The 26,347-nt window shown below is 75.3% G+C and carries 17 protein-coding genes; 8 read left to right on the plus strand and 9 right to left on the minus strand.

Annotated elements, in window-relative coordinates:
* Window positions 1-26 precede the first annotated feature (26 nt).
* The 3 genes from IFT90_RS00990 to IFT90_RS01000 form a co-directional block, all read right to left on the minus strand.
* Complete coding sequence (locus tag IFT90_RS00990; RefSeq protein ID WP_192040618.1) at window positions 27-1,289, minus strand: hypothetical protein; 1,263 nt, start codon at window positions 1,287-1,289, stop codon at window positions 27-29.
* Complete coding sequence (locus IFT90_RS00995; RefSeq protein WP_244644727.1) at window positions 1,279-1,824, minus strand: RNA polymerase sigma factor; 546 nt, start codon at window positions 1,822-1,824, stop codon at window positions 1,279-1,281. The genes IFT90_RS00990 and IFT90_RS00995 overlap by 11 nt, the downstream gene beginning before the upstream one ends.
* Window positions 1,825-1,953: 129 nt before the next feature.
* Window positions 1,954-2,859: a LuxR C-terminal-related transcriptional regulator gene (locus tag IFT90_RS01000; protein ID WP_371812038.1), complete on the minus strand. Its 906-nt coding sequence runs from the start codon at window positions 2,857-2,859 to the stop codon at window positions 1,954-1,956.
* Window positions 2,860-2,969: 110 nt separating this feature from the next.
* On the opposite strand from IFT90_RS01000, the gene hxlB reads away from it, so the two are divergent.
* Window positions 2,970-3,578, plus strand: a complete 609-nt coding sequence (gene hxlB, locus IFT90_RS01005) for a 6-phospho-3-hexuloisomerase (RefSeq protein ID WP_192040619.1) — start codon at window positions 2,970-2,972, stop codon at window positions 3,576-3,578.
* 49 nt (window positions 3,579-3,627) lie between these two features.
* Complete coding sequence (gene hxlA / locus IFT90_RS01010) at window positions 3,628-4,251, plus strand: 3-hexulose-6-phosphate synthase (protein WP_123547560.1); 624 nt, start codon at window positions 3,628-3,630, stop codon at window positions 4,249-4,251.
* Between the two features lie 185 nt (window positions 4,252-4,436).
* Here hxlA and IFT90_RS01015 read toward each other — a convergent pair whose 3' ends face one another.
* A complete protein-coding gene (locus IFT90_RS01015; RefSeq protein ID WP_192040620.1) occupies window positions 4,437-5,108 on the minus strand; it encodes a hypothetical protein in 672 nt (223 codons plus the stop codon).
* A gap of 56 nt (window positions 5,109-5,164) precedes the next feature.
* Here IFT90_RS01015 and IFT90_RS01020 point away from each other — a divergent pair, with 56 nt between their 5' ends.
* The 3 genes from IFT90_RS01020 to IFT90_RS01030 all read left to right on the plus strand — a co-directional run bounded on the left by IFT90_RS01020 (window position 5,165) and on the right by IFT90_RS01030 (window position 15,478).
* On the plus strand, window positions 5,165-5,470 hold the full coding sequence (locus IFT90_RS01020; protein WP_192040621.1) for a DUF1653 domain-containing protein: 306 nt from the start codon (window positions 5,165-5,167) through the stop codon (window positions 5,468-5,470).
* 238 nt (window positions 5,471-5,708) lie between these two features.
* A complete protein-coding gene (locus tag IFT90_RS01025) occupies window positions 5,709-14,105 on the plus strand; it encodes an SdrD B-like domain-containing protein (protein ID WP_192040622.1) in 8,397 nt (2,798 codons plus the stop codon).
* Window positions 14,106-14,539: 434 nt separating this feature from the next.
* Window positions 14,540-15,478: a hypothetical protein gene (locus IFT90_RS01030; RefSeq protein WP_244638739.1), complete on the plus strand. Its 939-nt coding sequence runs from the start codon at window positions 14,540-14,542 to the stop codon at window positions 15,476-15,478.
* Window positions 15,479-15,608: 130 nt separating this feature from the next.
* On the opposite strand, the gene IFT90_RS01035 is transcribed toward IFT90_RS01030, so the two are convergent.
* A complete protein-coding gene (locus tag IFT90_RS01035; RefSeq protein WP_192040623.1) occupies window positions 15,609-15,881 on the minus strand; it encodes a hypothetical protein in 273 nt (90 codons plus the stop codon).
* Between the two features lie 101 nt (window positions 15,882-15,982).
* On the minus strand, window positions 15,983-16,279 hold the full coding sequence (locus IFT90_RS01040; protein WP_192040624.1) for a hypothetical protein: 297 nt from the start codon (window positions 16,277-16,279) through the stop codon (window positions 15,983-15,985).
* 119 nt (window positions 16,280-16,398) lie between these two features.
* Here IFT90_RS01040 and IFT90_RS01045 point away from each other — a divergent pair, with 119 nt between their 5' ends.
* Window positions 16,399-17,196 (plus strand): transglutaminase family protein, encoded by a 798-nt coding sequence (locus IFT90_RS01045; RefSeq protein ID WP_192040625.1) that lies wholly within the window; start codon window positions 16,399-16,401, stop codon window positions 17,194-17,196.
* A gap of 156 nt (window positions 17,197-17,352) precedes the next feature.
* Here the strand turns inward: IFT90_RS01045 and IFT90_RS01050 are convergent, their stop codons facing one another.
* The 3 genes from IFT90_RS01050 to IFT90_RS01060 all read right to left on the minus strand — a co-directional run bounded on the left by IFT90_RS01050 (window position 17,353) and on the right by IFT90_RS01060 (window position 20,454).
* Complete coding sequence (locus IFT90_RS01050; RefSeq protein ID WP_192040626.1) at window positions 17,353-18,804, minus strand: glucose-6-phosphate dehydrogenase; 1,452 nt, start codon at window positions 18,802-18,804, stop codon at window positions 17,353-17,355.
* A gap of 65 nt (window positions 18,805-18,869) precedes the next feature.
* Window positions 18,870-19,622, minus strand: coding sequence for a hypothetical protein (locus IFT90_RS01055; RefSeq protein ID WP_192040627.1), 753 nt, complete (start codon window positions 19,620-19,622; stop codon window positions 18,870-18,872).
* Window positions 19,612-20,454 (minus strand): hypothetical protein, encoded by an 843-nt coding sequence (locus IFT90_RS01060; RefSeq protein ID WP_192040628.1) that lies wholly within the window; start codon window positions 20,452-20,454, stop codon window positions 19,612-19,614. The genes IFT90_RS01055 and IFT90_RS01060 overlap by 11 nt, the downstream gene beginning before the upstream one ends.
* A gap of 81 nt (window positions 20,455-20,535) precedes the next feature.
* Between IFT90_RS01060 and IFT90_RS01065 the strand changes: the two genes are divergently transcribed.
* Window positions 20,536-21,849, plus strand: a complete 1,314-nt coding sequence (locus IFT90_RS01065; protein ID WP_192040629.1) for a hypothetical protein — start codon at window positions 20,536-20,538, stop codon at window positions 21,847-21,849.
* On the plus strand, window positions 21,846-26,255 hold the full coding sequence (locus tag IFT90_RS01070; protein WP_192040630.1) for an FtsK/SpoIIIE domain-containing protein: 4,410 nt from the start codon (window positions 21,846-21,848) through the stop codon (window positions 26,253-26,255). The genes IFT90_RS01065 and IFT90_RS01070 overlap by 4 nt, the downstream gene beginning before the upstream one ends.
* Window positions 26,256-26,347 lie beyond the last annotated feature (92 nt).

A 26,347-nucleotide genomic window follows, 5' to 3' on the forward strand; every position in this document is an offset into this window, starting at 1 on the left:
TGCCCCGCAGGGCTGCTCGTCCCGGACTAGCCCCGTCCGGAGGCAGCGGCCTGGGCGGCGAGGACCGCCTCGCTGAGCGGGATCAGCAGCCCCGAGTCCTCGGGGTCGACGTATGCCAGCACCTGGACCCACGTGCCGTCCGACACCAGGTCCACCCAGCAGGAGGCTCCCTCGTGGGAGTAGCAGACGAGGGTGGCCGAGTCGGCCCCCGCGACCTCGACGGGGGTCCCCGGCACGGTCTCCCGTCCGTAGGCCCACGCGCTCCCCGACACGAACTCCACGGTCACCCCGCTGACGTACCCGTCCGGCTGCGTGTCGTCCGCCGACGCGATCGTCCAGGAGCACCGTGTCGACCACGCCTGGGTCTGGCGGATGCCCGTCGCGGGCGTCCATCCCTGCTCCACGACGTCGCCCATGTCGGGCGAGCCCGCGAGCTCGCCCACGGTGCGGCCCGACGGCAGAGCAGCGCAGGAAGTCCCTGCCCACGACGACTCCTGACCGGCCCAGGGCGCACCCGGCGTGAGCGCGTCGGTGACCGTGACGACGCTGCCGGCGGCGGCCCGCGCCGTCTCCGTCGTCACGGGGGCGGAGGTGACGGTCGCGCCCAACGACAGCTCGATCCACCACGGACCCGACACCAGCGAGGCGTTGCACCTCGTGCCGTAGTCGTCCTCGCACCGGGCGGCCGACACGTCGCCCACCTGCAGGCCGGGCAGGCCGGACTGCGTCAGCCCCGAGATCCACTCCCTGCCCCGGTCCGCCGCGGGCGAGATCCGGATCTCGACGACGTCCTCCGAGAGCTCCGCGCCCTCGGCGGTCCAGCGGCAGTCGAGGACTCCCGCCTGCCGGTAGGCGGCGTCGCCCGAACCCCAGTAGCCCGGCTGCACCGTGACGAGCTGGGCGGCCGGCACCAGGGAGGTCACCTGCGCGCGGTCGCCCAGGGTCGCGCAGTCGATTCCCGTGGCGGGCGCGGGGACGGTCTGCGGGGGCGGGGCCGACGGGCTCGGAGCGGCCGAGGGCGTCGGCCGTGAGGTCGGCGTGGCCGACGGCGTGCTCGTGGGGGTGGCGGCCGGCGACGCCTGGAACGGCGAGGGCAGCACCAGCGCGAGCGCGCCTCCTGCGCCCCCGACGCCGAGCAGGGCGACGAGGCCGAGGGTCAGGCCGAGGTGGCGACGGGCCCAGGGGCGCCGTCGCGCAGGGGGCTCGGCGGCGGCGCGGCGCAGCACGTCCTGCTTCATCGAGACGAGCATGCGGTTCAGGTCGTCTCCGGTGGGGGGCTCAACGTCCATCGCGGATCACCGCCTTCCTCAGTCGTGTCCGGGTCCGGGAGACCCGTTGTGTCAGTGCGCCGACGCTCAGCCCGAGCAGCTTCGCGGCCTCGGCGTAGCTGCGGCCCTCGATCAGGCACAGCTCGCAGATCTGCTGGTCGACGGGGCTGAGCGCCTCGATCTCGGCACGGACCCAGCGGAGCCGCTCGCGCGCCTCCTGGGCGTCGTCGTCGGCGGGGGCGATCAGCTCGGCGGGCAGCTCGTCCGCCTCGGTGCGCTGCCGCTTGCGCCTCAGGTTCATCGCGTGGTTGCGGCAGGCGACGAGCAGCCACGGCAACAGCGACCCGTCGTGCAGGGTGATCTCGGCCGAGCGGCGCCAGAGGGTGACGAGCGTGTCCTGCACGACCTCCTCCACGTCCATCTTGCTGTCGGCGAGCGCCCAGGCGTAGCGCGTCAGCGTCGGCGCCCAGCGGTCGAAGATCTCCGACAACGCCCGCTCGTCCCCGCCCGACGTGCGTCGGACGAGGTCGGAGTCGTTCTCCGTCGTCATGTCCATGTCTGCCCCCCTCACTACAGGAATGTCGCAGATCGCCGAGGTCTGACAGAAATCGTCGAGAAAGTCCGGCGCGTGCCTCGAGGGCGGCAGGCGCGGACTCAGGAGGTGCGGAGCGGCGCCCCGGGGGAGCTAGCGAGCCAGCGCCGTCAGCTCGGCCCGCGTCGCGGCCCCGGCCTTGCGCAGCAGGTTCGAGACGTGGAACTTGACGGTGTTCTCGCTGATGCCGAGCGACTCGGCGATCGCCCGGTTGCGGGCCCCGGAGGCGACCAGCCGCAGCACGTCCCGTTCGCGCGGGCTGAGCGACACCGCCTCGTCGAGCGACCCGGGCTCGGCCGGCGGGTCGAGCGGGAGGCTGACGGCGAGGTCCGATCCCCACCCGGGCGTCGACGAGACGGACAGGGTGCCGTCGAGGGCGGAGACCCGCTCCGCGACCGGCCGCAGCGAGTCGTCGTGCGCGGTGAGCTCGCCCGCCCCGTCGTCCCGCACCGCCATCAGCAGGTTGAGGCCGTCGCAGTCCCACTGGATCCGCACACGTCGGGCGCGGCCGTCGTCGACGAGGGCGAGGACGGTGCTCCGCACGATGGTCCTGGCGGCGTGGGCCACCTCGCCCGGCAGTGCACGCCCGGTCGCGGGCGGCTCGACGAACTGGACGTCGAGCTCGCCGAAACGGACGAGGGGGCGCAGGTCGTCCCGGAGGCGCGCGAAGGCCCCGACGACCGGCTCGAGCTGCAAGGCGCGCTGCCCGTCCGTCTCGGAGCGGAGCTCGACGACGGCGGCCGCCGCGACCTCGATCGCGACGGTGCGGGCGGCACGGTCGTCGAGCCGGCCGGAGCGGAGGGTGGCGAGCAGCGACTCCAGCGTCAGTGCGTGCCGGTCGAGCAGCTCCGAGACCGTGCGGGCGTGCCGGGCGACGGCGGCCCGGCTGGCGGCCGACGGCAGGTCGGGCGCGGGCGGGCCGGAGCTCGGCGGGGCCGACGCAGGCCCGGACGCCGGCAGGCCGGAGCCCGAGAGGTGAGGCGTCGGCAGGTCGGGCACGGCGCCACCCTACCCGGCCCCTACCCGAACGGCCCCGCCTACCCGTTCGGGCAGGTCGGCCCGCCCCGACGGGCAGCGCACCCGGAGGTGGACGGGAGCAGGCTTGGGGCATGCCCGACGCAGACAGCACCTCCCCCGCCTCCTCGGCCACCGCCTCCTCGACCGCCGACGCGCTCGAGCTCGTGCGCACCGAGGTGGACCGTGCCGTGCGCGCGGTCGTCGAGACCGACCCCGACGGCCTCGACGCCGTGGCCGACCTCGTGGCCGGTGCCGGGCGCGTCTTCGTGCACGGCGCGGGCCGGTCCGGCCTCGCGCTGCGGATGACCGCGATGCGGCTGATGCACCTCGGCCTGACCGTGCACGTGGTCGGCGAGGTGACGTCCCCCGCGATCGGCGAGGGCGACGTGCTGCTGACCGCGAGCGGGTCGGGGACGACGAGCGGCATCGTCAGCGCGGCGCAGTCCGCCGTCGACGCCGGTGCCCGGGTCGCCGCCGTGACCACCGCCGGGGACTCGCCGCTGGCCGAGGTCGCGACCGCCGTCGTGCTCGTGCCCGCCGCCGAGAAGCTCGACCGCTCGGGCTCCGCCTCGGCGCAGTACGCCGGCGGCCTCTTCGAGCAGGTCGTCGTGCTCGTCGGCGACGCGCTGTTCCACGCCCTGTGGCAGCGCTCCGGCCAGAGCGCCGACGACATGTGGCCCCGCCACGCCAACCTCGAGTAGCCCCCGGCTGCTCGTCCGACACGTCCCACCCCGAAAGAAGGAGCACCACATGAAGCTGCAGTTCGCCATGGACACCCTGACCACCGAGGCAGCCCTCGAGCTCGCCGCCGCCGCCGCGCCCAGCGTCGACATCATCGAGCTCGGCACGCCGCTGATCAAGGCGGAGGGCTTCCGCGCCATCACCGCGATCAAGGAGGCGCACCCCGACAAGGTCGTGTTCGCCGACCTCAAGACGATGGACGCCGGCGAGCTCGAGGCCGGCGAGGCGTTCAAGGCCGGCGCCGACCTCGTGACCGTGCTGGGCGTCGCGGGCGACAGCACCATCGCCGGTGCGGTCAAGGCCGCGAAGGAGCACGGGAAGGGCATCGTCGTCGACCTGATCGGCGTGCACGACAAGGCCGCCCGCGCCAAGGAGGTCGTCGCCCTCGGCGCCGAGTTCGTCGAGATGCACGCGGGCCTCGACGAGCAGGCCGAGGACGGCTTCACGTTCGAGGCCCTGCTCGAGGCCGGCAAGGCGTCGGGCGTGCCGTTCTCGGTCGCCGGAGGCGTCAAGGCCGCCACGGTCGGCTCGGTGCAGGACGCGGGCGCCCAGGTCGCCGTCGCGGGCGCCGCGATCTACGGTGCCGACGACGTCGCGGACGCCGCACGCGAGATCCGCGCCGCGATCAAGTAGCGCACCGCGAGTACGCCCAGGAGGCGCGGTGCAGGCAAGGCCTGCACCGCGCCTCCTGCTCGTGTTCGTGCACATGACTCGATTCAGGAAGGGTGCCGTGACGGATCCTGATCCGTGCACGATCCAGGCCTCTTGGTCCCCCCTGTGCACGACGCAGGAGCCATCTTCCTGAATGAGGAGGGTGGTCAGTGCACCAGCACGACGGCGAGCGTCGTCGGGGCGTCGTGGCCCGGCCACGTCGCGGACAGGACCTGCGTCGTGTCGTCGTGCACGCCTCCTGCGGCCTCGGCGAGGGAGGCGGGCGAGCCGCCGCCGTCGGGGGTCCGCGCGACCACGAGGGTGCACGAGCCCGCGTCGACCACGGTCGCTCCGTCGACCACGCGGGTGCCCCGCAGCGAGGTCGACGGCACCTCGGCGCCGGCCGTGCCGCTGCCGACGACGACCATCGTCTGCTCGTGCGGCACGCGCTCGCCGTCGGCCCTCTGCAGCACCTCGTCGGCCTGGCCGTCGCCGGTGAGCGCGGCCGCGACGGTCGCCGCGACGAAGACGGGGTCGCCGCACCCGTCGTAGACCCAGCGCTCGCCGAGCACCGAGTGCTGCATCGTGCCGACCAGCAAGGCGTCGGCGCCCTCGAGCGGGGCGCCCCGGTAGGTCAGCGGCACCTGCAGCACGGGGCCGTCGCCGGCGCGGACGAGCAGCACCTCGACGCCGACCTCGCCGGCCGGGTCGTCGAGGCGGAACGCCGCGACCTTCTCGAGCGGTCCGGGGTCGCCCTCGAACCACGGCTGGCTCGGCGCCCAGGCCGCGAGGGCCTCGAGCTTCGACGGGACGAGTTCGGCCTGGTGGAGGAGTGCCATGCCGCGATCGTAGGGGGCACGACCGACGCCGGCCAGCGCGGGCCTAGCCTGGTGCGGTGACCGCGACCCCCTCCGCCGCCGGCCCTGACCGCTCCGCCGAGCCCGCGCCTCCTGCGCCCGGCACCTACCGCCACTTCAAGGGCGGCCGCTACGAGGTGATCGGCACCGGGCGGCACGTCGACACCGAGGAGGCGCTGGTCTTCTACCGCACGCTCTACGGCGACCGCTCGCGCTGGGTGCGTCCCGTGGCGCAGTTCGTCGAGCGCGTCACGCGCGACGGCTGGGACGGGCCCCGGTTCGTCCGCGAGGAGCCGCAGCCGGAGCAGCCGGAGCTGCAGCCGGAGCCGGGCACGGAGCCCTAGCCGCCGCGGCCGGGGCCGCTCGCGCCCACCTGTGGCGGCCGGAGTGCGGACGGGCGGCGTCCCCCGGAACGGGGTCCCGTCAGTCCCCGAAGTGGGGGACCGCGACTCGTTGCCCGCCCCCAGGGGGTCCTCCACAATGAGGACTGCCGCGTCCCGATCCGCGGCGGTGCTGCCCGCGACTGAACCCGCGGACGAGGCGCCTCGCGCCCGGCTGCCGGGCGAGCTCCTGGAGTCACCCGTGCCCCGTCCCGTCGCCCCTGCCCTCCCGCGCGCGCTCTGGCGCCTCCTGCTCGCGGTCGCCGTCGTGCTCGCGGGGCTCGCCGTCCCGGCCCTGGTCGCGCCGACCGCCGCCCGAGCGGCCGACGGGCTCGCCGTGACCCTCACCGAGTCCGCGCCCGCCAGCACCCTCGTCGGCGACGCCGTCGCGGTGACGCTCACGGCCTCGAACGCGACCTCGACGCCCGGCTACAACCTGACCCTGACCGACGTGATCCCGGCCGGTGCCACGTTCGCCTCGGCGGACGCCGGCCTCGGCTCGCCGAGCCGCGTCGTCGAGCTGGCGGACGGCACGACGAAGCTGATCTGGTCGAACGTCGCCGACCTGCAGGCCGGGGTCACCGTCGCCTCCACGTACTCGTACACGACCACGGCGGCCGTCGGGGCCGTCGTGACGACCTCCGGCGCCGCCTTCGTCAGCTCGGCCGCACGGACGCTGCCGAAGTTCGACGCCGCCGGCGCGCCCGTCGCCGACCCGGCCGTCGTGAGCGCGACCGCCGCCTCGACGACCACGCTCGTGCCGTTCAAGCTCGACAAGAAGGAGGACTCGAGCCCCGAGGGCGAGCTGCTCCGCGGCGTGCACGACCACCCCACGACCTACACGCTGACCGTCACGAACAACGAGGTCGGCCGCTCGACGGGCTTCTCGATCGTCGACTTCCTGCCTGCCGGCCTCGAGTTCCTCGGCTGCACGAGCGTCGACAACAGCGCCGCCGGCACGGTCGAGTACCCGGGCGCTCCCCGCCTCGACTCCCGGCCGCTGCCCGACACGGCCGGGCTCTGCCGCGAGCCGGCGAGCGTCAGCACCGTCCGGGTCGACCCCGACGGCACGGCCGGACCGCTGGCCCTCGGCGTGTACACGCGGGTCGAGTGGACCGGCCTCGGCGACCTCGCCGCCGGCGCGACGACCACCCTGCGCTACGCCGCGGCCGTGCCGCTGCGCGAGAACGAGCTGTTCCCCGCCGGGGCGCCCGCTGCGGGGGCGACCGGCCTCTCCACGGCGAACCTCGACAACAACACCGGCAGCGAGACCCGCGACGAGCAGCCGCTGACGAACAGCGCCACGACGTCGGGCAGCTGGCAGGGCACCGTCTACACGTCGTCGGCGACCGCGACGGTCAGCGCCGAGGACGTGCGGATCGTCAAGACCCGCGGCGTCAGCGGCGACGACCAGGGCTCGATCCGCCAGGGCGCCACGACGAACTGGCACCTCGCGATCGCCACTTCAGAGTACGCGCAGGGCACGAGCGACCTCACCGTCGTCGACACGATCCCGGACGGCCTGTCGTACGACGCGGGCTCCGCCACGCACCGCCAGTCGGGCACGGCCTTCGCCCCCGTCTCGACCACCCCGGGCACGGCCAGCCCGTGGACCCAGGCGATCACCTGGACGGTGCCCGCCTTCACGGCGACGAACGGCGCCTTCACCATCGACTTCACGACGACCACGCTCGGCTCGTACCGCAGCGGCGTCGGCCCGGTCGCCGCCGAGGACTCGTGGACCAACCGCGTCGACCTCACCTCCACGTCGACCCTCGTCGACGCGCGCAGCACGCCCGACGCGCTGCGCACCCACGTGCTCGCGACCCCGGACGACTCGTCCGCCGGCCAGGAGGCGGCCGCCGTCGTGCTCACCAAGCATGTAGCGGTGCCGCAGACGACGGCCGACTGCACCACCGCCTCCTGGGTGCCCGAGGGCGGCGCAGCCCCCTCGTACGGTCCCGGCGACACGGTCTGCTGGAAGATCGAGGCGACGTTCCCGGTCGGGCTCAACACGGTGTCGACCACGGTGAAGGACTTCCTGCCCGCCGGGTTCGCCTTCGTGGGCGCCGCGTACGGCGCGGGCCACACGGCCGCCCGTCCGGACGCCGTGTCCGACGGCGGCGTGATCTCCTGGACCCTGCCCGACGAGGCGTCGGGCAACGTCTTCCAGGCGATCGTCACCTCGACCATCAGCGACCCGGCGGCGGCCGCCGACGGGGACATCACCGCCAACCTCGCCAAGCTCACCTTCACGAACACGGCCGGCGCCGTGTTCCAGCTGCGCGACCAGGCCGACGCGGTCTGGACCGAGCCCCAGCTCACGACGGCCAAGACGGCCACGCCGACCACCGTGCAGGGCGGCGACACGGTCGGCTACACGGTCACCGTCTCGAACTCGGGCCACGCGCCCGCGACCGAGGTCAGCGTCCGCGACCTGCTGCCCGCCGGCTGGACTGCCGGCCAGGTCAGCCAGGTCACCGCAGGAGGCGTGGTGACGGACGAGAGCCCGCGCTCACGGATCGACTGGTCGGGCCTGACCGTGCCGGCGAGGTCGGGGACGACGAACGGGACGCTCGTGCTCACCTACTCGGTCGCCGTGCCGGCCGGCATCGCTGCCTCGGACACGTTCGCTAACACGGCGGGCGTGCGCCAGTACCAGGGCGGGACGAACACGGGAACCCCCTACACCTACACGCCGTCGAACAACGTCGACAAGACCCTCACGACCACGAACGCGGCCCGCGCCGACGCCACCTCGACCGTCCGCGCCGGCGAGCCCACGGTCGCGAAGGACGTCGACGTCGCTAGGGCTCCGGTGGGGTCTCAGATCACCTACCTCGTGACGACGACGATCCCCGGCGGAGTCTCGCTGTACAGCTCGTCGGCCGGCGTCGCACCGTCGATCGTCGACCAGCTCCCTCAGGGGCTCCAGGTCGTCGGCGTGCCCACGGCCAGCATCAACGGCGGGCCCGCCGCCCCCGCGACGGTCGCCTCGGCGAACCGCCTCCGTCAGCGCGTGTCCTTCGACCTCCCGACGAACGCGCAGGGTGTCTACGTCAGCGAGCGGGGCGACGCCGACGTGGTGGTGCTCACCATCACGGCCACGGTCGTCGACTCGGCGGCGGACCCGGCCGTCGTCCGCGGCTATGCGCTCATGAACACGGGCACACTGACGTGGTGGCCAGCCGGCGCGACGGCGTCGACCCCGGAACGGACGCGCTCCAACCTCCAGCCCGTCACCACCACCGTCGTCGAGCCCGCCCTCACCCTCGCCAAGACGGACGACGCTACCGCCGGCAAGGTCGTCGTCGGCCAGGCGGTCACGTACTCGCTCCGGGTGCGGAACCCCGCCGGCACGGCCGTGTCCACGGCGCACGACGTCGTCGTCTCGGACGTGCTGCCGCAGGGCCTCACCTGGGTCGACGGCGGCAGCTACGACCCGTCGAGCCGCACGATCACGTTCCCCGAGATCGACGTCGCGCCCGGCGCCTCGCCAGCCGACTTCACCTTCCGCGCGACTGTGGACGAGACGGTCGGCGACACCCGCATCCGCAACGTCGCCACGGCGGTCGGCAGCTCGCTCGACGGCCCCGTCGAGGGCGAGCGCAGCTACTCCGCGACCGCCGAGGACACCGTCACCGGCCCCTCCCTGTCGGTCGTCAAGGCGCTCGGCGACCCGGCGGCCACGAGCCGCACGACCGGCGAGCTCACGACCTACACGCTCGACGTGCGCGTCCCCGCCGGTGTCTCCGCCTACGACGTCACCGTGCACGACACGCTGCCGAGCGGCCAGGCCTTCGGCTCCCTCACGGCCGTGACCTGCGCCTCCTGCGACCCGTCGCTCACCGCGTCGATGCTCGGCACCCCGAGCACGGGCACGATCGGCTTCTGGCTCGGCGACGTCACGGCCGCCGCGGCCGAGCGCGTCGTGCACCTCGAGTACACCGCGTACGCGCAGAAGTCGACGACGTCGGGCCAGGTGCTGACCAACGTCGCGCAGGTCGCGTTCGACAAGACCGACAAGATCGACGGCAAGCCGGCCTCGCGCCCGGTCGCGGCCTCGTACGACTACACGAGCCTCGCGTCGACCGCCGCCGTCACCGTCGTCGAGCCGCGCCTCGTGCTCGACAAGCGCGTCGACGGGCAGGTCGGCGACGCCGACACCCGTCGCGCCGTGCCCGGCGAGACCCTGACCTACCGCGTCGCCGTGACCAACGTCGGCACGGGCCCCGCCTACGACGTGCAGGTCACGGACGCGCCGGACACGCGCTTCACGGGCTTCACCCCGGTCGAGGGAGGCGCGGGCACCGTCACCGGCGCCGTCCGCAGCTGGACGATCGACGGCCCCGTCGCCCCGGGCGAGACCCGCACGGTCGTCTACCGGCTGACCGTCCCCGCCGGCCTCGGCTCGGCCGACGAGGTCGCCGGCCCCGAGCTCGCCAACACGGCCGACGTGGCGTCGTACGCGGGCGTGGCGGACCAGCCGACCGACGGCCGCGACTACGAGACCTACCACGACCTCGACGCCGACACGGTCGGCATCGAGGTCGACCTGGCCTCGCTCGCGGGCTCGACCTGGTTCGACGCGAACGGCGACGGCACCCGCACGGCGGGCGACCCGGGGCTCTCGGGCGTCGGCGTGACCGTCGTCTTCGCCGGCGCCGACGGCGTGCTCGGCACCGCCGACGACGAACGCCACCCGACGACGTCGGGCCCCGACGGCTCGTGGAAGGTCGACCACCTGCCCGGCGGCAGCTACCGGGTCGACGTCGACCCCGCGACCCTGCCCGCGGGCCTCGTGCCGAGCTACGACCTCGACGGCGTGGCCTCGGCGAACTCGGCCGTGCTGACGCTGGCCGAGGGCGCCGACCGCACCGACGCCTCCTTCGGCCATGTGGGCAACGGCTCGATCGGCGACCTCGTCTGGGCCGACCGCGACGGCGACGGTCGCCAGGGCTCGGGCGAGCCCGGCATCGGCGGCGCCGAGGTGCTCGTGACGTGGGCGGGCCAGGACGGCGACCTCGCGACCGAGGACGACAACGTCGAGTGGGAGCGCGACAGCGACGCCGAGACCGGCGCGTGGTCGGTCGGCGCCCTGCCCGCCGGGAACTACTCGGTGAGGGTCGGCAGCCTGCCGGCCGGCTACCTGCTCGCGTCCGGCCCTGCCGGCGTCTCGGGCCTCGGCGGCCGCACCGCGACCAGCACGCTCGTGCTCGGCGCGGGCCAGCAGCTCGTCGACCAGGACACCGGCTGGCGCGGCACGGGCGCGATCGGCGACCGCGTGTGGCTCGACCGCGACGGCGACGGCGTGCAGGACGACGGCGAGCAGGGGCTCGTGGGCGTCCAGCTCACGGTCACCTGGGCCGGCGCCGACGGCGAGCTCGACACGGCCGACGACGCGGTCGTCCCCGTGGTCACGGGCGCCGACGGCTCGTGGCTCGTCGACCACCTCCTGCCCGGCGAGCACCGGGTCACCGTCACGGGCGCGCTGCCCGAGGGCGCGACCTCGAGCTTCGACGAGGACGGCACCGCGGACGGCACCGGCGACGTCCCCGCAGGAGGCGACAGCACGACGAGCGTCGTGCTCGCCGCCGGCGACGCCCCGCACCTGACCGCCGACTTCGGCTACGAGGTCACCTCGAGCATCGGCGACCGCGTGTGGTGGGACGGCGACGGCGACGGCGTGCAGCAGCCCGGCGAGCCCGGCCTGCGCGGCGTGGGCGTGACGGTCACCTGGCTCGGCACGGACGGCGTGCTCGGCACGGCCGACGACCTCGTCTTCACGGCCGTCACCGACGACGAGGGCGACTGGCTCGTCCGCGACCTGCCGAACGGCGACCACACGGTCGCCGTGACCTCGGGCGTCGCCCCCGGCTTCGTGCCGACGCACGACGCCGCCGGCCCGGCCGACGGGGTCTCGCGCACCTCCCTCTCGAGCGAGCGCTCCGTCGACCTCGACCAGGACTTCGGCTACCGCGGCGACTCGACGATCGGCGACCGGGTCTGGCTCGACCGCGACCGCGACGGCGACGGCGTGCAGACGAGCGACGAGCCCGGCCTGCCCGGCGTGCGCGTCACGGTGACCTGGGCCGGGCCCGACGGCACGGCCGGCACCGCGGACGACGTGACGCTGCCCTCGGTGCTGACGGACGCCTCCGGGGCCTGGTCGGTCGGCTCGCTGCCCCTCGGCTCGTTCTCGGTCGTGGTCGACCGCACGACGCTGCTGCCCGGCCTGTCGTCGGTGCACGAACGCGACGCCGACCTCGACCTGGCCACGACCGTCGTCGTCGCCCGGACCGGGACGACCGTCGACGACGCCGACTTCGGCCTGCGCGGCGACAGCAGCGTCGGCCGGGTCGTCTGGCTCGACCGTGACCGCGACGGCGTGCTCGACGGCGACGAGCGCGGCCTCGGCGGCGTGCGGGTCGACGTGCTCTGGGCCGGCCCCGACGGCCGGTTCGACACGGCCGACGACGCCGGGTTCGGGGCCGTCACCGCGACGGACGGCAGCTACCTGGTCGACGGCCTGCCCGCGGGCAGCTACCGCGTGGGCGTCGACGGCGCCTCCGTGCCCGCCGGGCTCGGCCTGGTGCGCGACGAGGACGCCAGCCCGGACGGGGTCACGACGATCGAGCTGCCGGTCGCCACGGCGCACCGGACGGCCGACTTCGCGTTCGCGGGCGGCGCCTCCGTGGGCAGTTCGGTCTGGCTCGACACGGACGGCGACGGCGTGCGCTCGGCGGACGAGCAGCCCGTGCCGGGCCAGCCCGTCTCGCTGACCTGGGCAGGCCCCGACGGCGTGCTCGACACCGCGGACGACCAGCTGTTCTCCACCGTGACCGCGGCCGACGGCTCGTACCTGTTCACCCTGCTGCCCGACGGCCGCTACCGGGTGTCGGTCGACGGCGGCGTGGCCCTCGCCGCGGTGAACACCGGTGACCCCGACGGAGGTGCCCCGAACGTCTCGCAGGTCGAGATCGCGGGAGGCGCGTCGAACCTGGTGCAGGACTTCGGCTACCGAGGCACGAACGCCCTCGGCGACAGGGTCTTCTGGGACCGCGACGCGGACGGGACCGACTCGGCCGGCGACCCGCGCCTGCCCGGCGTGCAGCTCGAGCTGACCTGGCTCGGCCCGAACGGCGTGGCCGGCGGCGGCGACGACGTCGTGCTGACGACGACGACCGACGCCGCGGGCTCGTGGCGGGTCGACGGCCTGCCCGACGGCCGCTGGACGGTCGCGGTGGTCGGCGGCGTGCCCGCCGGGCTCACGCCGAGCAGCGACGCGGACGGTGCGGACGCCACGGGCGGGTCGGACGGTGCGGGTGACGCATCGGCCGACGGTCGCAGCGCGGTCGAGCTGGTCGGCGGCGTGGTCGACCTCGACCAGGACTTCGGCTTCGCCGGGGCGGGCTCGATCGGCGACACGGTCTGGCTCGACGAGGACGGCGACGGCCGTCAGGGGGCCGACGAGGTCGGGATCCCCGGCGTCACGGTGACCCTGACCTGGGCCGGCGTCGACGGCGTGCTCGGCTCGCCCGACGACCGGGTCGAGACGACCGTGACCGACGAGCAGGGCCGCTGGCTGGTCGAGCACCTCGCCGCCGGCGAGTTCCGGGTCGAGCTGACGGCCGGCGTGCCCGCCGGGCTGACGACGACGCGGGCCGGGTCGGACTCGGGTTCGGGCTCGGGCTCGGGCTCCGACCCTGGTGCCGGGACCGGGACCGGGACCGGCTCCGGTTCCGTGCCGACGTGCACGACGACGCTGGCGGCTGGCGAGGCCGACCTCGACCAGGACTTCGGCTTCCGTGCCGACGCGTCGGTCGGTGACTCGGTCTGGCTCGACGTCGACGGCGACGGCGTGCGCGACCCGCACGAGCCCGGCGTCGGCGGCGTGGTCGTCACCGTGCGCCTGGCCGGTGCCGACGGAGCCCTCGACACCCCCGACGACCTCGTGCTGACGCGGACGACCGACGCGTCGGGCTCCTGGACCGTCGACGGTCTCCCGGCCGGCGCGGTGCGGGTCAGCTACGACCCCTCGACCCTGCCCGCGGGCACCGTGCCGGCCTCCGACCTCGACGGCGGCACCCCGACGGCGACCACCGTGCAGCTGGACGCCGGCGAGCAGCAGCTCGACGTCGACTTCGTGGTGCGCGGCACGGCCAGCGTCGGAGGCGTCGTGTTCGACGACGCGGACGGCGACGGAGTGCGCGACCCGGGCGAGAAGGGCGTCGGAGGCGTCGGCGTGACGATCGTCTGGAGCGGACCCGAGGGGCCCGTCACGATCGTCGTGACGACCGGACCCGACGGCAGCTGGTCGGTCGGCGGTCTGCCCGCCGGCGACTACACGGTGACGGTGTCGATGGACGGAGTCCCCGCGGGGACGCGGCCGAGCACGGGAGTGCGCACGACGTTCACGCTCGCGCCCGGCGGCTCCGAGCAGGTGCTCACCGGCCTGACCGCGCAGCGCCTCGCCTTCACCGGCTCCGACCTCGGCGGCGTGCTCTTGATGGGGCTGTCGCTGCTCGTCGCCGGAGGCGCGGCCCTGGTCGTCTCCCGTCGCCCGAGCCGTCGCCGCCGCACCGTGACGGAGGACTGAGGAGGCGCCTCCTGCGGGCGACGATGACCCTCGACTTGCCACCTGGTGGGCGTCTGAGTCGTGCCAGACCCCGCCAACTGGCCACTCCCGAGGGGTCCGGACCGAGCAGCGACCAGGATTCTGCGGGGACACTCAGGCTCGTGGTGCATGCTCGTCGCTTCGCCCGCGCCCGCCCGTACCCCTCGGCAGCGCTGGGCGGACGTGCCGGGCCCTGAGGCCCCGCTGGAACCGACACCGACCCGTCACCTCGACAGCACCTGCCGGTCGACCGGTCCGCCCGTGGGCGGAACGGCCGGGCCGCCTCCGGGACCGACTCCCCGGCCGTGCCGTCGTGCACCGCGCCTCCCGCGGTGCTGCGCACCCGAGGCGCAGAGGTGAGTCGACGTGCCCCCGACCGAGGCGCGCCGAGCAGGCCGGCCGAGCAATGGGACGACATGACCTCCGAGAACACCCCCGCCCCCGAGGGCGCCCGCAGCACCAGCACCGCAAGCACCACCCGCTCCACCACCGACGACTCCACCGGCACCGCGGCCGCGCCGCTGACTCGCCGGGCCATCGCCGCCAGCCGTCGCCGCGCGAGCCGCCGCCGCCTCGTCGGCGTGACCGCGGTCGCCGCCGTCGCGATCGTCGCGGGCACCGGCTTCGCCTTCGTGAACCGCGCCCCGTCGGCCGAGGCCGTCGCCGCGGCCCACGCCGAGAGCGTGAAGCAGAACGAGGAGGCGATCGCCGACTCGCTCGCCGAGGCCCAGGCGAAGTCCACGATCGACATCGCCTCGCAGGTCGTGACCTCGACGAAGGACAAGGTCGACGCCAGCGCGCTCGAGACCTCGGTCGCGTCGCTCGCGGACTACGAGAACCTCGACTCCGACACGCTCGCCGCCCGCGTGGCCGAGACGGCGACGACGGCGCAGACGGTTCAGGCCGCCGCCTCCGAGGCCGACCGCCAGGCCGCCGCCGCCGCAGCTGCCGCCCAGGCCGCCGCGGAGGCCCAGGCTGCCGCCGAGGCGCAGGCCGCCGCCGAGGCAGCCGCCGCCGCGGCCGCTGCCGCCCAGGCCGCCGCGAACACGCCCGCGGCCGCCAAGGCCGCCGCCCAGCAGCTCGCGTCGTCGAAGTACGGCTGGGGCAGCGACCAGTACGGCTGCCTCGTGAACCTGTGGCAGAAGGAGTCGGGCTGGAACTACAAGGCCTCGAACCCGAGCAGCGGAGCCGCCGGGATCCCGCAGGCGCTCCCCGGCAGCAAGATGGCCTCGGTCGGGACCGACTGGGCCACCAACGCCACGACGCAGGTCACGTGGGGCCTCGACTACATCGAGCGCGCCTACGGCACCCCGTGCAGCGCCTGGGGCCACAGCCAGTCGGTCAACTGGTACTGAGCACGCCCGCCGGTCTCGGCCGCGTCCCGTCACGGGGGTGACGGGCGCGCTGAACCGTCGGAGAAGGTCCTCCCCGAGCTCGGGGAGGACCTTTCCTGTCGGTCCGAGCCTCCGCCGCAAGCCGCGTGACCTAGTTCTGCGGCGGGATCGTCTGCCGGTCCGTGGGCTTGTCCGTGGTGACCGGCGCCTCCAGCGAGGGCTCGGGCGTGGCCGGCTCGGGCGTCGCCGTCGGGCTCACCGGCGACGGGGTCGGCGTCACGACGGGGTCGTCGCGCTCGCCGCAGCCCGCGAGCGCCCCGGCGGCGAGCGCCGCCACGGACAGGATCGTCACGGCTCGCGCCGTCACGGCGCGTGCCGTCCTGCCTGCGCTGCCCGTCCTGCCCCTGCCGCCCCTGCCGTCCATGCGTCGAGCCTACGCACGAGCGGGATCCGCCGAGTGGTCCGGAACTGTCGTCGCGCTCACCGGGGACGACGACATCCGACCACCCGGCGGGGCGTGGTGCGTCAGACGGCGCCGACGAGGGTCCAGGCGCCGCCGTCGCGGCGCGTGACCCGGGCTCCGCGCACCTCGGCCAGCCGGTCGACCGTCGACTCGACCGCGGCGCCGACCCCGAGGGCGAAGTCGTCGTCCGTCCCCGTGAACCGCACGACGAGCTGGGGCTCGCCGCGCACCATCATGATGTCGTTCGCCTCGACGGTGGCGTGCTCGGCGGCGGAGGCGGCAGCGCTCGGCAGCAGCGCGTCGGGCCGCGCTCCCGGTCGCAACGAGCCGACGGAGAGCAGGACGCGGTAGGAGGGCATGCCCTCGATCCAAGCGCACGCGTCCGGCACCCCGCCCGTCGAGTGGTCCCGTCGACGAGTTCACATGCGCGACGCACGCCCGACTCGGCCCCGACCCGCGGGCCTGCCAGGCTCGGGGCATGAAGCGCACCGCCTCCGCCCGTCTCGAGTTCGACGTCGCCGGCCCGGCCGAGTTCGTCCTGTCGGTCGCCGCCTCGGCCCTGTACGAACAGAGAGCCGAGGAGGCGCTGGTCGTCACCGAGGACGGCGCCCCCGTCGCCGTGCGCGAGCTCGTCGACCAGCACGGCACCCGCCTGCACCTGTGCGACGTCGGTGCCGGCCGGGTGCTCGTCGACTACCGTGTCGTCGTCGAGGGGAGGCTCGCCCCGCCTCCGGTCGACGAGCTCGACCTCGTGCGCTCCCGTCGCCCGAGCCGCTACTGCGAGTCGGACACCCTGGCGCCGACGGCGCGGGCGGAGTTCGGCGGCCTCGCGGGTCGCGACCTGCTCGCGGCCGTCAGCTCGTGGGTGGGGTCGCACCTCGCCTACGTCCCCGGTGCCAGCGCGCCGACCGACGGCGCCGTGCAGACGCTGCTCGACCGCCAGGGCGTCTGCCGCGACTACGCGCACCTCGTGATCGCCCTGCTCCGCGCGCTCGACGTCCCGGCCCGGCTGGTGTCGGTCTACGCGCCGGGGCTGTCGCCGATGGACTTCCACGCCGTGGCCGAGGCCTTCGTCGACGACGAGTGGCACGTGGTCGACGCGACGACGCTCGCGCCGCGCAGCACGCTGCTGCGCATCGCGACCGGCCGGGACGCGAGCGACACCGCGTTCCTCACGAGCCACGGCGCCGCCGTGACCGTCGCGTCGATGCAGGTCGCCGCCGTCGCCGACGAGCTGCCCCGCGACGACGTGACCGCCTTCGTCAGCCTCGGCTGAGCAGCCCGCTCAGTCGTCCTCGACCGCGGGCCAGGAGCGTCGGCTGAGCAGTCGACGTTCGCCCTCGATGCCTCGTTCCGGACGAGATGCCCCGGCACGCCGAGGCATCCTGTCCGGAACGGAGCACGGAGGACGCCCCTCGGCTGAGCGGCCCGCTCAGTCGTCCTCGACCGCGGGCCAGGACGACGGGCCGGCCGTGCCCGCCGGGTACTCGTCGATCGGCACGTCGCCGGCGCGCCACGCGTCGAGCACGGGGGCGACGATGCGCCACCCCTCGACCGCCGAGTCGCCGCGCACCGACAGGGTCGGGTCGCCGTCGAGGATCCCGGCGAGCACCTCGCCGTAGGCCGTGAGGTCCCCGAGGCCGAACTCGGCGTGCAGGGTCGCCCGCGACAGGTCGTACGAGTCACCGGGGCCGTTGACGTTGAGCTCGAGCGACATCTCGTCGGGGGCGATGGCGATGCGGAGGCGGTCCGGCGTGCCGCCGCCGACGAACTCGCGCGGCACGTGGGTCGGCGGGCGGAAGGTGATGACGATCTCGCGCCTCCTCGAGGCCAGGGCCTTGCCCGAGCGCAGCCGGATCGGCACGCCGGCCCAGCGCCAGTTCTGCACCTCGACGACCATCTCGGCGAGCGTCTCGGTCTCGATCGAGGCGTCCACCCCCTCCTCGGCGGTGTATGCGGGCAGGTCGCGGCCCTCGATGGTGCCGGCCGTGTAGCGGGCGCGACGGCTGTTCGCGACGGGGTCCCCGTCGAGGAGGCGCGTGGCGCGCAGCACGAGCTGCTTCTCGTCCCGCAGGTCGACGGCCGTCAGGGTCGAGGGCGCGTTCATGGTGAGCACGGCCATCACCTGCAGCAGGTGGCTCTGGATCATGTCGACGAGGGCGCCGGCGTGGTCGTAGTAGCGGGCCCGGCCCTCGAGGCCGAGGGTCTCGTCGTAGACGATGTCGATGCTCTCGACGTGCTGGTTGTTGAGCATCGGCTCGATCAGGCGGTTCGCGAAGCGCAGCCCGAGCAGGTTGAGCACCGTGGCCCGGCCGAGGAAGTGGTCGACGCGGTGCACGTGCTCCTCGGGGACGAGCTGCAGCACGAGCTCGTTGAGGTGCCCGGCCGACGCCACGTCGGTGCCGAAGGGCTTCTCGAGGGCGAGCGCGGTGCCCTCGGGCAGCTGCACCTGCTTCAGGGCCTCGCAGGCCTTCTCGGTGATCGCGGGCGGCAGCGCGAAGTAGATGGCGGGAGGCGCCTCGCAGGCGTCGAGCAGCGTGGTCAGGGCGTCGGCCGAGGTCACGTCCGCCGTGATGTAGCGGGTCGAGGCGAGCAGGGCGTCGACCGCGGGCCCGGCGGCCTCGACGCTCGCGAACGAGTCCACGACCCGCTGGTGCCACTGTTCGTCCGAGTACTCCTCGACGCCGGCGCCGATCAGCTGCACGCGTCGCACCGGCTCGTGGGCGAGCAGCCCCCCGAGCCCGGGCATCAGGAGGCGGGCGGCCAGGTCGCCGGACGCGCCCAGGATCAGGAGCGTCACCGGCTCGCTGCTCGGCCCGCCCTCGTCGCCGATGGTCGCCTCCGTCGCGGGGGTGCTGGCCGTCTGTCGCGTCGCGGTCGTCATGCGGACGACGCTAGACCGCGCGCCGGTGCGGTGCCCTGCCTTTCTCGTCGTGCGCCGCCGGCGGCTCAGCAGCCCAGCTCGGGCAGGCTGGCGCGCTCGTCCCACTGGCTGAACGAGAAGACCGCGCGCCCCGACGTGTCGGCCGCCGTGAACGACACGGGCCGCGGCTCGCCCTCGGCGGAGACGACGAGGGTGCCCACGACCGAGGTGTCGTCCCCGACGACGAGCTCGACCGTGTCGGGCTCGCCCGGGCCTCCCTCGACGACGGCCCCCGTCGAGACGGTGACCGCGGCGTCGCCGCTGCGCAGCAGGGTCGAGAGCAGGGTGGGAGGCGAGAGCAGGGGGGCGAACCGGGTCACGGCGTCGTCGGCGGCGGACACGCAGGAGGCGCCGTCCGTCGTGATCTCGGAGTCGGCACCCGAGGTGCGGACGTAGGTCGTCTGCACGCCCGAGTCGTCCTCGACCTCGACCCGTGCGGAGTAGTCGGAGGCGGTCCCGACGAAGGACACGCCGAGGACGCGGCCCTCCGGCTGCACGTCCGACCCCTGCGGCGCCGCGAGGAGCTCGGTGAAGGTGCCGGCCATCGTGACGGACGTCGCGGTGCGGACCGAGCGCAGCACGGAGTCGAGCGCCGTCGGGCCGTCGAGGTACTCGAGGCCGTTCCGGTCGGGGTCGGACAGCTCGACGTCGGGGAGGGCGATGCCGGTGGGCGTCGGCACGGCGGGCGGCTCCGACCCGCAGCCCGCGAGCAGCGCCCCGGCGAGCGGGAGGGCCGCGACCGCGAGCAGGCGTCGCCGCGACCAGCCGTCAGCCGGCATCGGCGTCGGCCACGCAGACGCTCTGGGCCGACTGGTCGCCCAGGTCGGCGGGCTCGAGCGAGACGGGGTCGCCCGCGGTCGCCTCGGCCGCGCGCACGACGAAGCAGGAGTCGTCGGTGACCAGGCCGCCGACCCGGGGGATCCACGCCTCGGTGCCGCGCACCAGCTGCGTGAGGTCGGTCGCCGCACCGTCGGAGGCGACGGCGTAGAGGTCGTAGGGCACGTCGGGGCCGTCCCACGTGAGGCGCACGTTGCCCTCGCCGACGGCGACGGTCAGCGCGGTGACCTGCGGCGGGCCGGCCGAAGTGAGCGACAGGATCATCAGCGTCGCCCCGACCCCGACCGCGAGCACGGCGAGCACGCCCGACACGATGAACGCGGGGTGGCGCCAGAGCGGTCGCTTCTTCTCCTCGCGGTGCTCGAGCTCGGGCAGCACGCCGATCTCGCTGCCGAGCGGCCTCTTCGGGGCGGCCTCGACCGCCTCGCCGCCCTCGCCGAGCCGCGGGGCTCCCGGCTCCCAGCCGAGCCGGGACGCCGTGAGCGAGCCGGGCGCCGTCGTCCAGGAGGGGGCGAGGGGCCCCGAGGCGACGGGGGGCGAGGAGGCGGGGGCGGGCGGGAGCGAGGAGGCGGGCATCGGCGGGAGCGCCGCCGCGGCGGCGGGCGGCGCTGAGGACGTCGGGGGAGCCTCGGCCGAGTCCACCGGGACGTCAGCAGCGCGCCGGGCCCGGCGGCCGCGCGTGACGGTCAGCTCGAAGTCGTCGTCGACCTCGGCCGCCCGCACGCCCTCGGACTCGTCCTCGGAGCCGCCCCCGCGGTGCTGTCCGTCGCTCATGGTCCCCCTGGGCCGTCACCGCCCGGTCTGTCGACGGTGGCCCTTAGTATATGGATCACTCGACGAGAGGGGAGCCGGGGAGTGGGACGTTCTCTGCGTGCCGCCGTGCTCGCCGTGGTCGTCGCGACCGCCGCCTCCTCGGCGCTGCTCACCGGCACGGCCGGGCCGGCGCTCGCCGCAGCCCCAGGCTCGACTGCCGCAGCGCCCGGCTCGACCGCAGCGGCGCCGGGCTCGACCGCAGCGCCCGGCGAGGCCGAGGCACCCGCCGATCCCGGCCTCGTGAGCATCCCCTTCGGCGACGAGGCCGAGGTGCCCATGGCCGAGGGGTGGACCGTCGCCGACTGCTCGGCCGTCGTCCCGCCCGAGGGCGTCGAGCTCGGCTGCGAGCCGAGCCGGCTGACCCTCTCGGTCGACGAGTACGACCCCGACGCGGGCACCGTCGTCATGCCGGTCGAGCTGCGCACCGGCCCCACCCGCGTGACCGTCTCGTACCGCGTCGAGCAGGCGCCGCCCACCCCTCCTGCCGCTCCCGAGCTCGTCTACGACCACCCGTTCGACTCCGGTGCGGTCGCGCTCGTGCCGCTCTCCGACCTCCTCGTCCGCTGCGACGGCTGCGAGGGCGTCGGCGCCCGCCTCCAGGTGCGCGGCGTCTCGCCCGAGGGCGCGGCCGTGGCCCGGGCGACCCCCTCGCACCTCGCCGTGCAGTCGGCGCCCGGCTTCGTCGGCGACGCCGTCGTGTCGTACCGGCTCCGCGACGCCCAGGACCAGTGGTCGGAGACGACCAGCCTCACGGTGGCGTTCACCGCTTCTCCTGCGGGCGCAACCGGGGCGGGTGCGACCGGGGCGGGCGCGACCGGGGCCGGGCCGCTGCAGGCGCTCGCCGTGACGGTGCCGCTCGCCGAGCAGGGCGACACGGTCGTCGACCTGGACGACCTGACCTTCGCCGGCCCGTCCCGCGGCGGCGACGCGGCGGAGGCCCCGCGCCTCCTCGGCTGCGGCGTGCCCGCCGCCGGCACGGTGCGCTGCTCGGGCGACGAGGCCGTCTACACGCCGCCCGCGGGCACCGACGACGACCCGGCCCCCGACGACGACCCGGCCCCCGACGACGACCCGGCCCCCGACGTCGACCAGTTCGCGTTCCACGTCGTGACGCCCGACGGCCGCCAGGCGACGGGCAGCGTGACGCTGGTGCGGGCCGGCTCCGACTCGGCCGAGGCGCTGCCGGTCGGCCCCGCCCGCGTCGCGCCCGTCCCCGGCCGCGGAGACGCCGCCGCCGCCGTCCGCACCCTCGTCCCCGCCCTGCCCGCGGACGACGGCGACGACGGCGCCCCCGACGCGCCCGTGCTGCTCGCGCCGCTCGTCTCGATCCTCGACCGCCTCGGAGGCACCCCGTGACCCTGCGACTCAGCCTGCGCGACACCGACGACGCCGGGGCCCCCGCCGGGCCGCCGCGTTCGGTCCTGCTCGACGTGACGGACGACACCTCCGTCGCCGAGGTCGCCGAGAGCCTCGGCGTCGACCCCTCCCTGGTGGCCCCGACGGTCCACCCCGACACCGCACTCGTCGACGCGCCCGTGCTCAACGGCCAGACCCTGCCCCCGCAGGAGGCGCCCGCCCTGCACCCGGGCCAGCCCCGCCTCGAGGTGGTCGGCGGCCCCTTCGCCGGCGAGGTCGTCCCGCTGGCCGCGGGCACCCCGCTGCGCATCGGCAGCGGCGCCGGGGCCGACCTGCGCATCGCGGACCCGTGGCTCGCCGGGCACCACGTCACGCTCACGCTCGACGCCGTCGACGAGGTCGGCGGCGCCCGCCGCGGACCGCTCGCCGCACGCCTCTCCGTCGTCGAGGGCGCCGCGGGCGTCGCGGTGAACGGCGAGCCGCTCACCGGCGACGGGCGGATCGTCCCCGCCGACGTTGTGCAGCTGGGCAGCTCGGTCGTGCGCATCGGCCTCGCCCCGTGGAGCGACGCCGACACCGCGCCCGACGAGGTCGGCATGCGGGGCTTCAACCGCACCTCCCGCATCTCGCCCGCCACGACGCCGCCGGTCGTCGTGCTGCCGGGTGACCGCCCCGACGACGCCGACAAGACGCCACTGCCGTGGCTGTCGGCGGTGATCCCCGTGATCCTCGGGGTGACGATGGCCCTCGTCTTCAACCGCCCGGTGATGCTGATGATGGCGGCGGCGTCGCCCGTCATGGTGATCGGCACGTTCCTCACCTCGCGCTCCCGCGCGAAGAAGAAGGGCGTGCGCACCTTCGACGAGTGGCAGCAGGACATCGTCGACGGCCGCACGCGCATCGCCCGGCTCGTCCGCGAGCAGCGCCTCGACCGCTGGTACGCCCATCCCGACCCGGTGGTCGTGCGCGACGTCGCGACCCTGCCGCTCTCGCGCCTCTGGGAGCGCCGCAAGCGCGACGCCGACGCCGTGCACGTGCGCGTCGGCGTCACCGAGGTGCCGCTCGACGTGCGGTTCGAAGGAGGCGGCAGCCGCGACCGCGCGACGCCTCGCCACGTCGGGGTGGCCCCCTCGCCCGTCGCGGTCGACCTCTCCGCAGGCGTCGTCGGCCTCGCCGGCGCCCCCGACGCGGCGCGCAGCGCCGTCCGCGCGATGCTCGCCTCGTTCGCGACCCTGCGCTCGCCGCGGGACGCGCAGGTCGTCGTGCTCTGCGACGACGACGACGCGGCCCTCTGGGAGTGGGTGCAGTGGCTGCCCCACGCCCAGGCCGGCTCGTCGGTCGTGGCCCTCGTCGGCAACACCGACGACACCCGGCGGGACCGTCTGCGCGAGCTGAGCGCGCTGACGACCGCGCGCCTCCGCGCCTCGACCGAGCGCGGCTCCGCCGCCTTCGACTCGACCGTCGTCGTCGTGGTCGACGGCGCCCGCCGGTTCCGCATGCTGCCCGGCATGGTCTCGCTGCTCGAGTCGGGCGGGCAGGCCGACGTGCACGTCATCGCGATCGACACCGACCGCACCCGCCTGCCCGAGGAGTCGCGCACGGTCGTCGTCGTCGACGGCGAGGACCACTCGCTGGCCCGCCTCGAGTCCGACGCCGCGTACTACCCCGACGTGCTGCTCGACGGGCTCTCGCTGCCCGCGGCCGAGCAGATCGCCCGCAGCCTCTGCTCGATCAAGCACGTCAGCGGCGTCGGCGACGAGGGCATGCTGCCGACGTCGGTCCGGTACACCGAGCTGCTCGGCGTCGACCTCGACGACCCGCAGGCGATCGTCGACCGCTGGCAGCTCTCGCCGCGGCGCACCGCCGTCGTCGTCGGCGCGGGGCCCGACTCGCAGTTCGCCGTCGACATCGCCGCCGACGGCCCGCACGCGCTCGTCGCCGGCACGACCGGCTCGGGCAAGTCGGAGTTCCTGCAGACCTGGGTCGTCTCGCTCGCCCTCGCGAACCGGCCCGACGCCCTCAACTTCGTCCTCGTGGACTACAAGGGCGCCTCCGCGTTCGAGGACTGCTCGCGCCTGCCGCACACGGTCGGCATGGTCACGAACCTCGACGCGCGCGAGACCGAGCGGGCGCTGCAGTCGCTCGACGCCGAGCTGAAGCGCCGCGAGACCGTGCTGCGCCGCCCCGAGCTGGGCGTCAAGGACGTCGACGCGGCCTGGTCGAAGGACCCGGCGACGGCGGCCCGTCTCGGCCTGGCCCGGCTGATGATCGTGATCGACGAGTTCGCCGAGCTCAAGACCGAGCACCCCGACTTCATCAACGGCCTCGTGCGGATCGCCCGCGTCGGCCGGTCCCTCGGCGTGCACCTCGTGCTCGCGACGCAGCGCCCGAGCGGCGTCATCACGCCCGAGATGCAGTCGAACATCAACCTCCGCGTCGCGCTGCGCGTCACCGACCGCGCCGACTCGACCGACGTGCTCGGCTCGCCCGAGGCGTCGCTCATCGGCGTGGCGACGCCCGGCCGCGGCTTCGTGCGCGCCGGGGTCGGCGTCGCACCGGCGGCGTTCCAGACGGCCCGCGTCGCCGGCGTACGCCCCGGGGCGCACCGGACGCGCAAGGTGCTGCCTGCCCTCGCCGAGCTCGACTGGCGCGCAGTCGGCTACCAGCCGCGGTTCCCCTCGCAGGGGGCCGCGTCGGCCGGGGTCGACCAGGACGACACCGACCTGCGCGCCCTCGTCGACCTCGTCACCGAGGCGACGCGGCTGCTCGGCGTGCCGGCCAACCCGTCGCCCTGGCTGCTGCCGCTGCCGACGATGCTCCCGCTGGAGGCGGTGGTCTCGTCCGCCGCGGACGCCCCCGCCCCCGACGGCACCGGCACCGCCGCGCACCCGCACGAGCTCGTCATCGGCCTCGAGGACGTGCCCGCGCAGCAGACGCAGCGCCCGCTCGTCTGGGACGTCGCCGCGGGCTCGCACCTGCTCTTCATCGGCTCGGCGCTCTCGGGCCGCACGACCGCGCTGCGGACCCTGCTCGCGCAGGCCGTCCGGGCGCACGACCCGGCAGACCTGCATCTCTTCGTCGTCGACTACGGCAACGGCGGGCTCCTGCCGCTGGCCCGGGCGCCGCACACGGGCGCCGTGGTGACCGCGCTGGAGCCGACGCGGCTGCCGCGGCTGATGACGCGCCTCCTCGACGAGCTGTCGCGACGTCAGACGGTGCTGTCGCGCGCCTCCGTCGGCAGCGTGGTCGAGCAGCGCCGCCGGGCCGAGCCGGCCGACCGCCTGCCGTTCGTCGTCGTGGCCGTCGACGGCTGGGAGCGGGTCACCTCGACCCTGCAGTCGGACGAGCTCGTGCTGTTCCGCGACCAGGTGACGCGCGTGCTCCGCGAGGGGCCCGGCGTCGGCATCCGCGTCGTCATGGCCGCCGACCGCACCGTCTCGGGCGACCGGGTGTCGGGCTTCATCGGCGACCAGTACGTGCTGCCGCTGCGCGACGTCAACGACTACCGCGGCGCCGGCGTGATGATCCGCGAGCTGCCCGAGACGGTGCCCGCCGGACGGCTCATGTTCGGCGCGAGCGCCCGCGAGGCGCAGGTCGCGGTGATCGGCCGCGACGCCTCGGCCGAGGCGCAGACGGCCGTGCTGCGCGACATCGTCGAGGAGGCGCGGGCCGCGTTCGAGGCGGCCCCGCGCGACCCTGCCCTGCCGGTCCCGTTCCGCGTGGACGCCCTGCCCGGGGCGCTCTTGCTGAGCGACGCCGCGGAGCTGCCGCGCGCCTCCTGGTCGCCGGCCGAGTCGCCGACCGTCGGCGTCGGGGGCGACGTGCTGTCGCGGTACACGATCGACTGGCCCGCGATCGGCGGCTTCGCGGTGGTCGGCGACCGCGGCACCGGCCGCTCGACCACGCTGGCGTCGATCGCCCACCAGCTGATGTGGGACGCGCGGCCCGTGCTCGTCGTCGCGACGCGCGAGTCCCCGCTGTCGCGCTGGGCGCGCACCGCCGAGGTGCCGCTCGCCGTCTCGCCGTCGTCGCCGTCGGCCGGCGACGACCTCGCGGCCGAGGTGGCCCGCGTCGGCGACGGCGTCGTGCTCACCGTCGTCGTGGACGACGTCGAGACGCTCCGCGACACCCCGCTCGAGCAGGCGCTGATGGCGCACCGCGATCGCCTGGCCTTCGTCGTGGCGGTGTCGCCCGACGCGGCCGGCAAGACGTTCTCGGGGCCGTACGGCGAGGTGCGGAAGACGCAGGAGGGGCTGGTGCTGTCCCCGACGTCGGCCCTCGTGGGCACGCAGCTCTTCGGGCAGAAGATCCCCAAGTTCATGGTCGGTCGCACCGGTGCCGGCGGCGGGGCCCTGCACAGCGGCGGCCGCTGGGCGCAGGTGCAGGTGCCCGACGTGACGCGCTGACGCCGCCTCCTTCCGTGCCGCCGTGCCGCTGCGCCGCCGACAGCGGTCACGGTGAACCGGCGAGAAGTGCTCTCCGACGGGCGGGGGAGCGC

The organism is Frigoribacterium sp. CFBP 8766, from assembly GCF_014841435.1.
Taxonomy (GTDB): domain Bacteria; phylum Actinomycetota; class Actinomycetes; order Actinomycetales; family Microbacteriaceae; genus Frigoribacterium.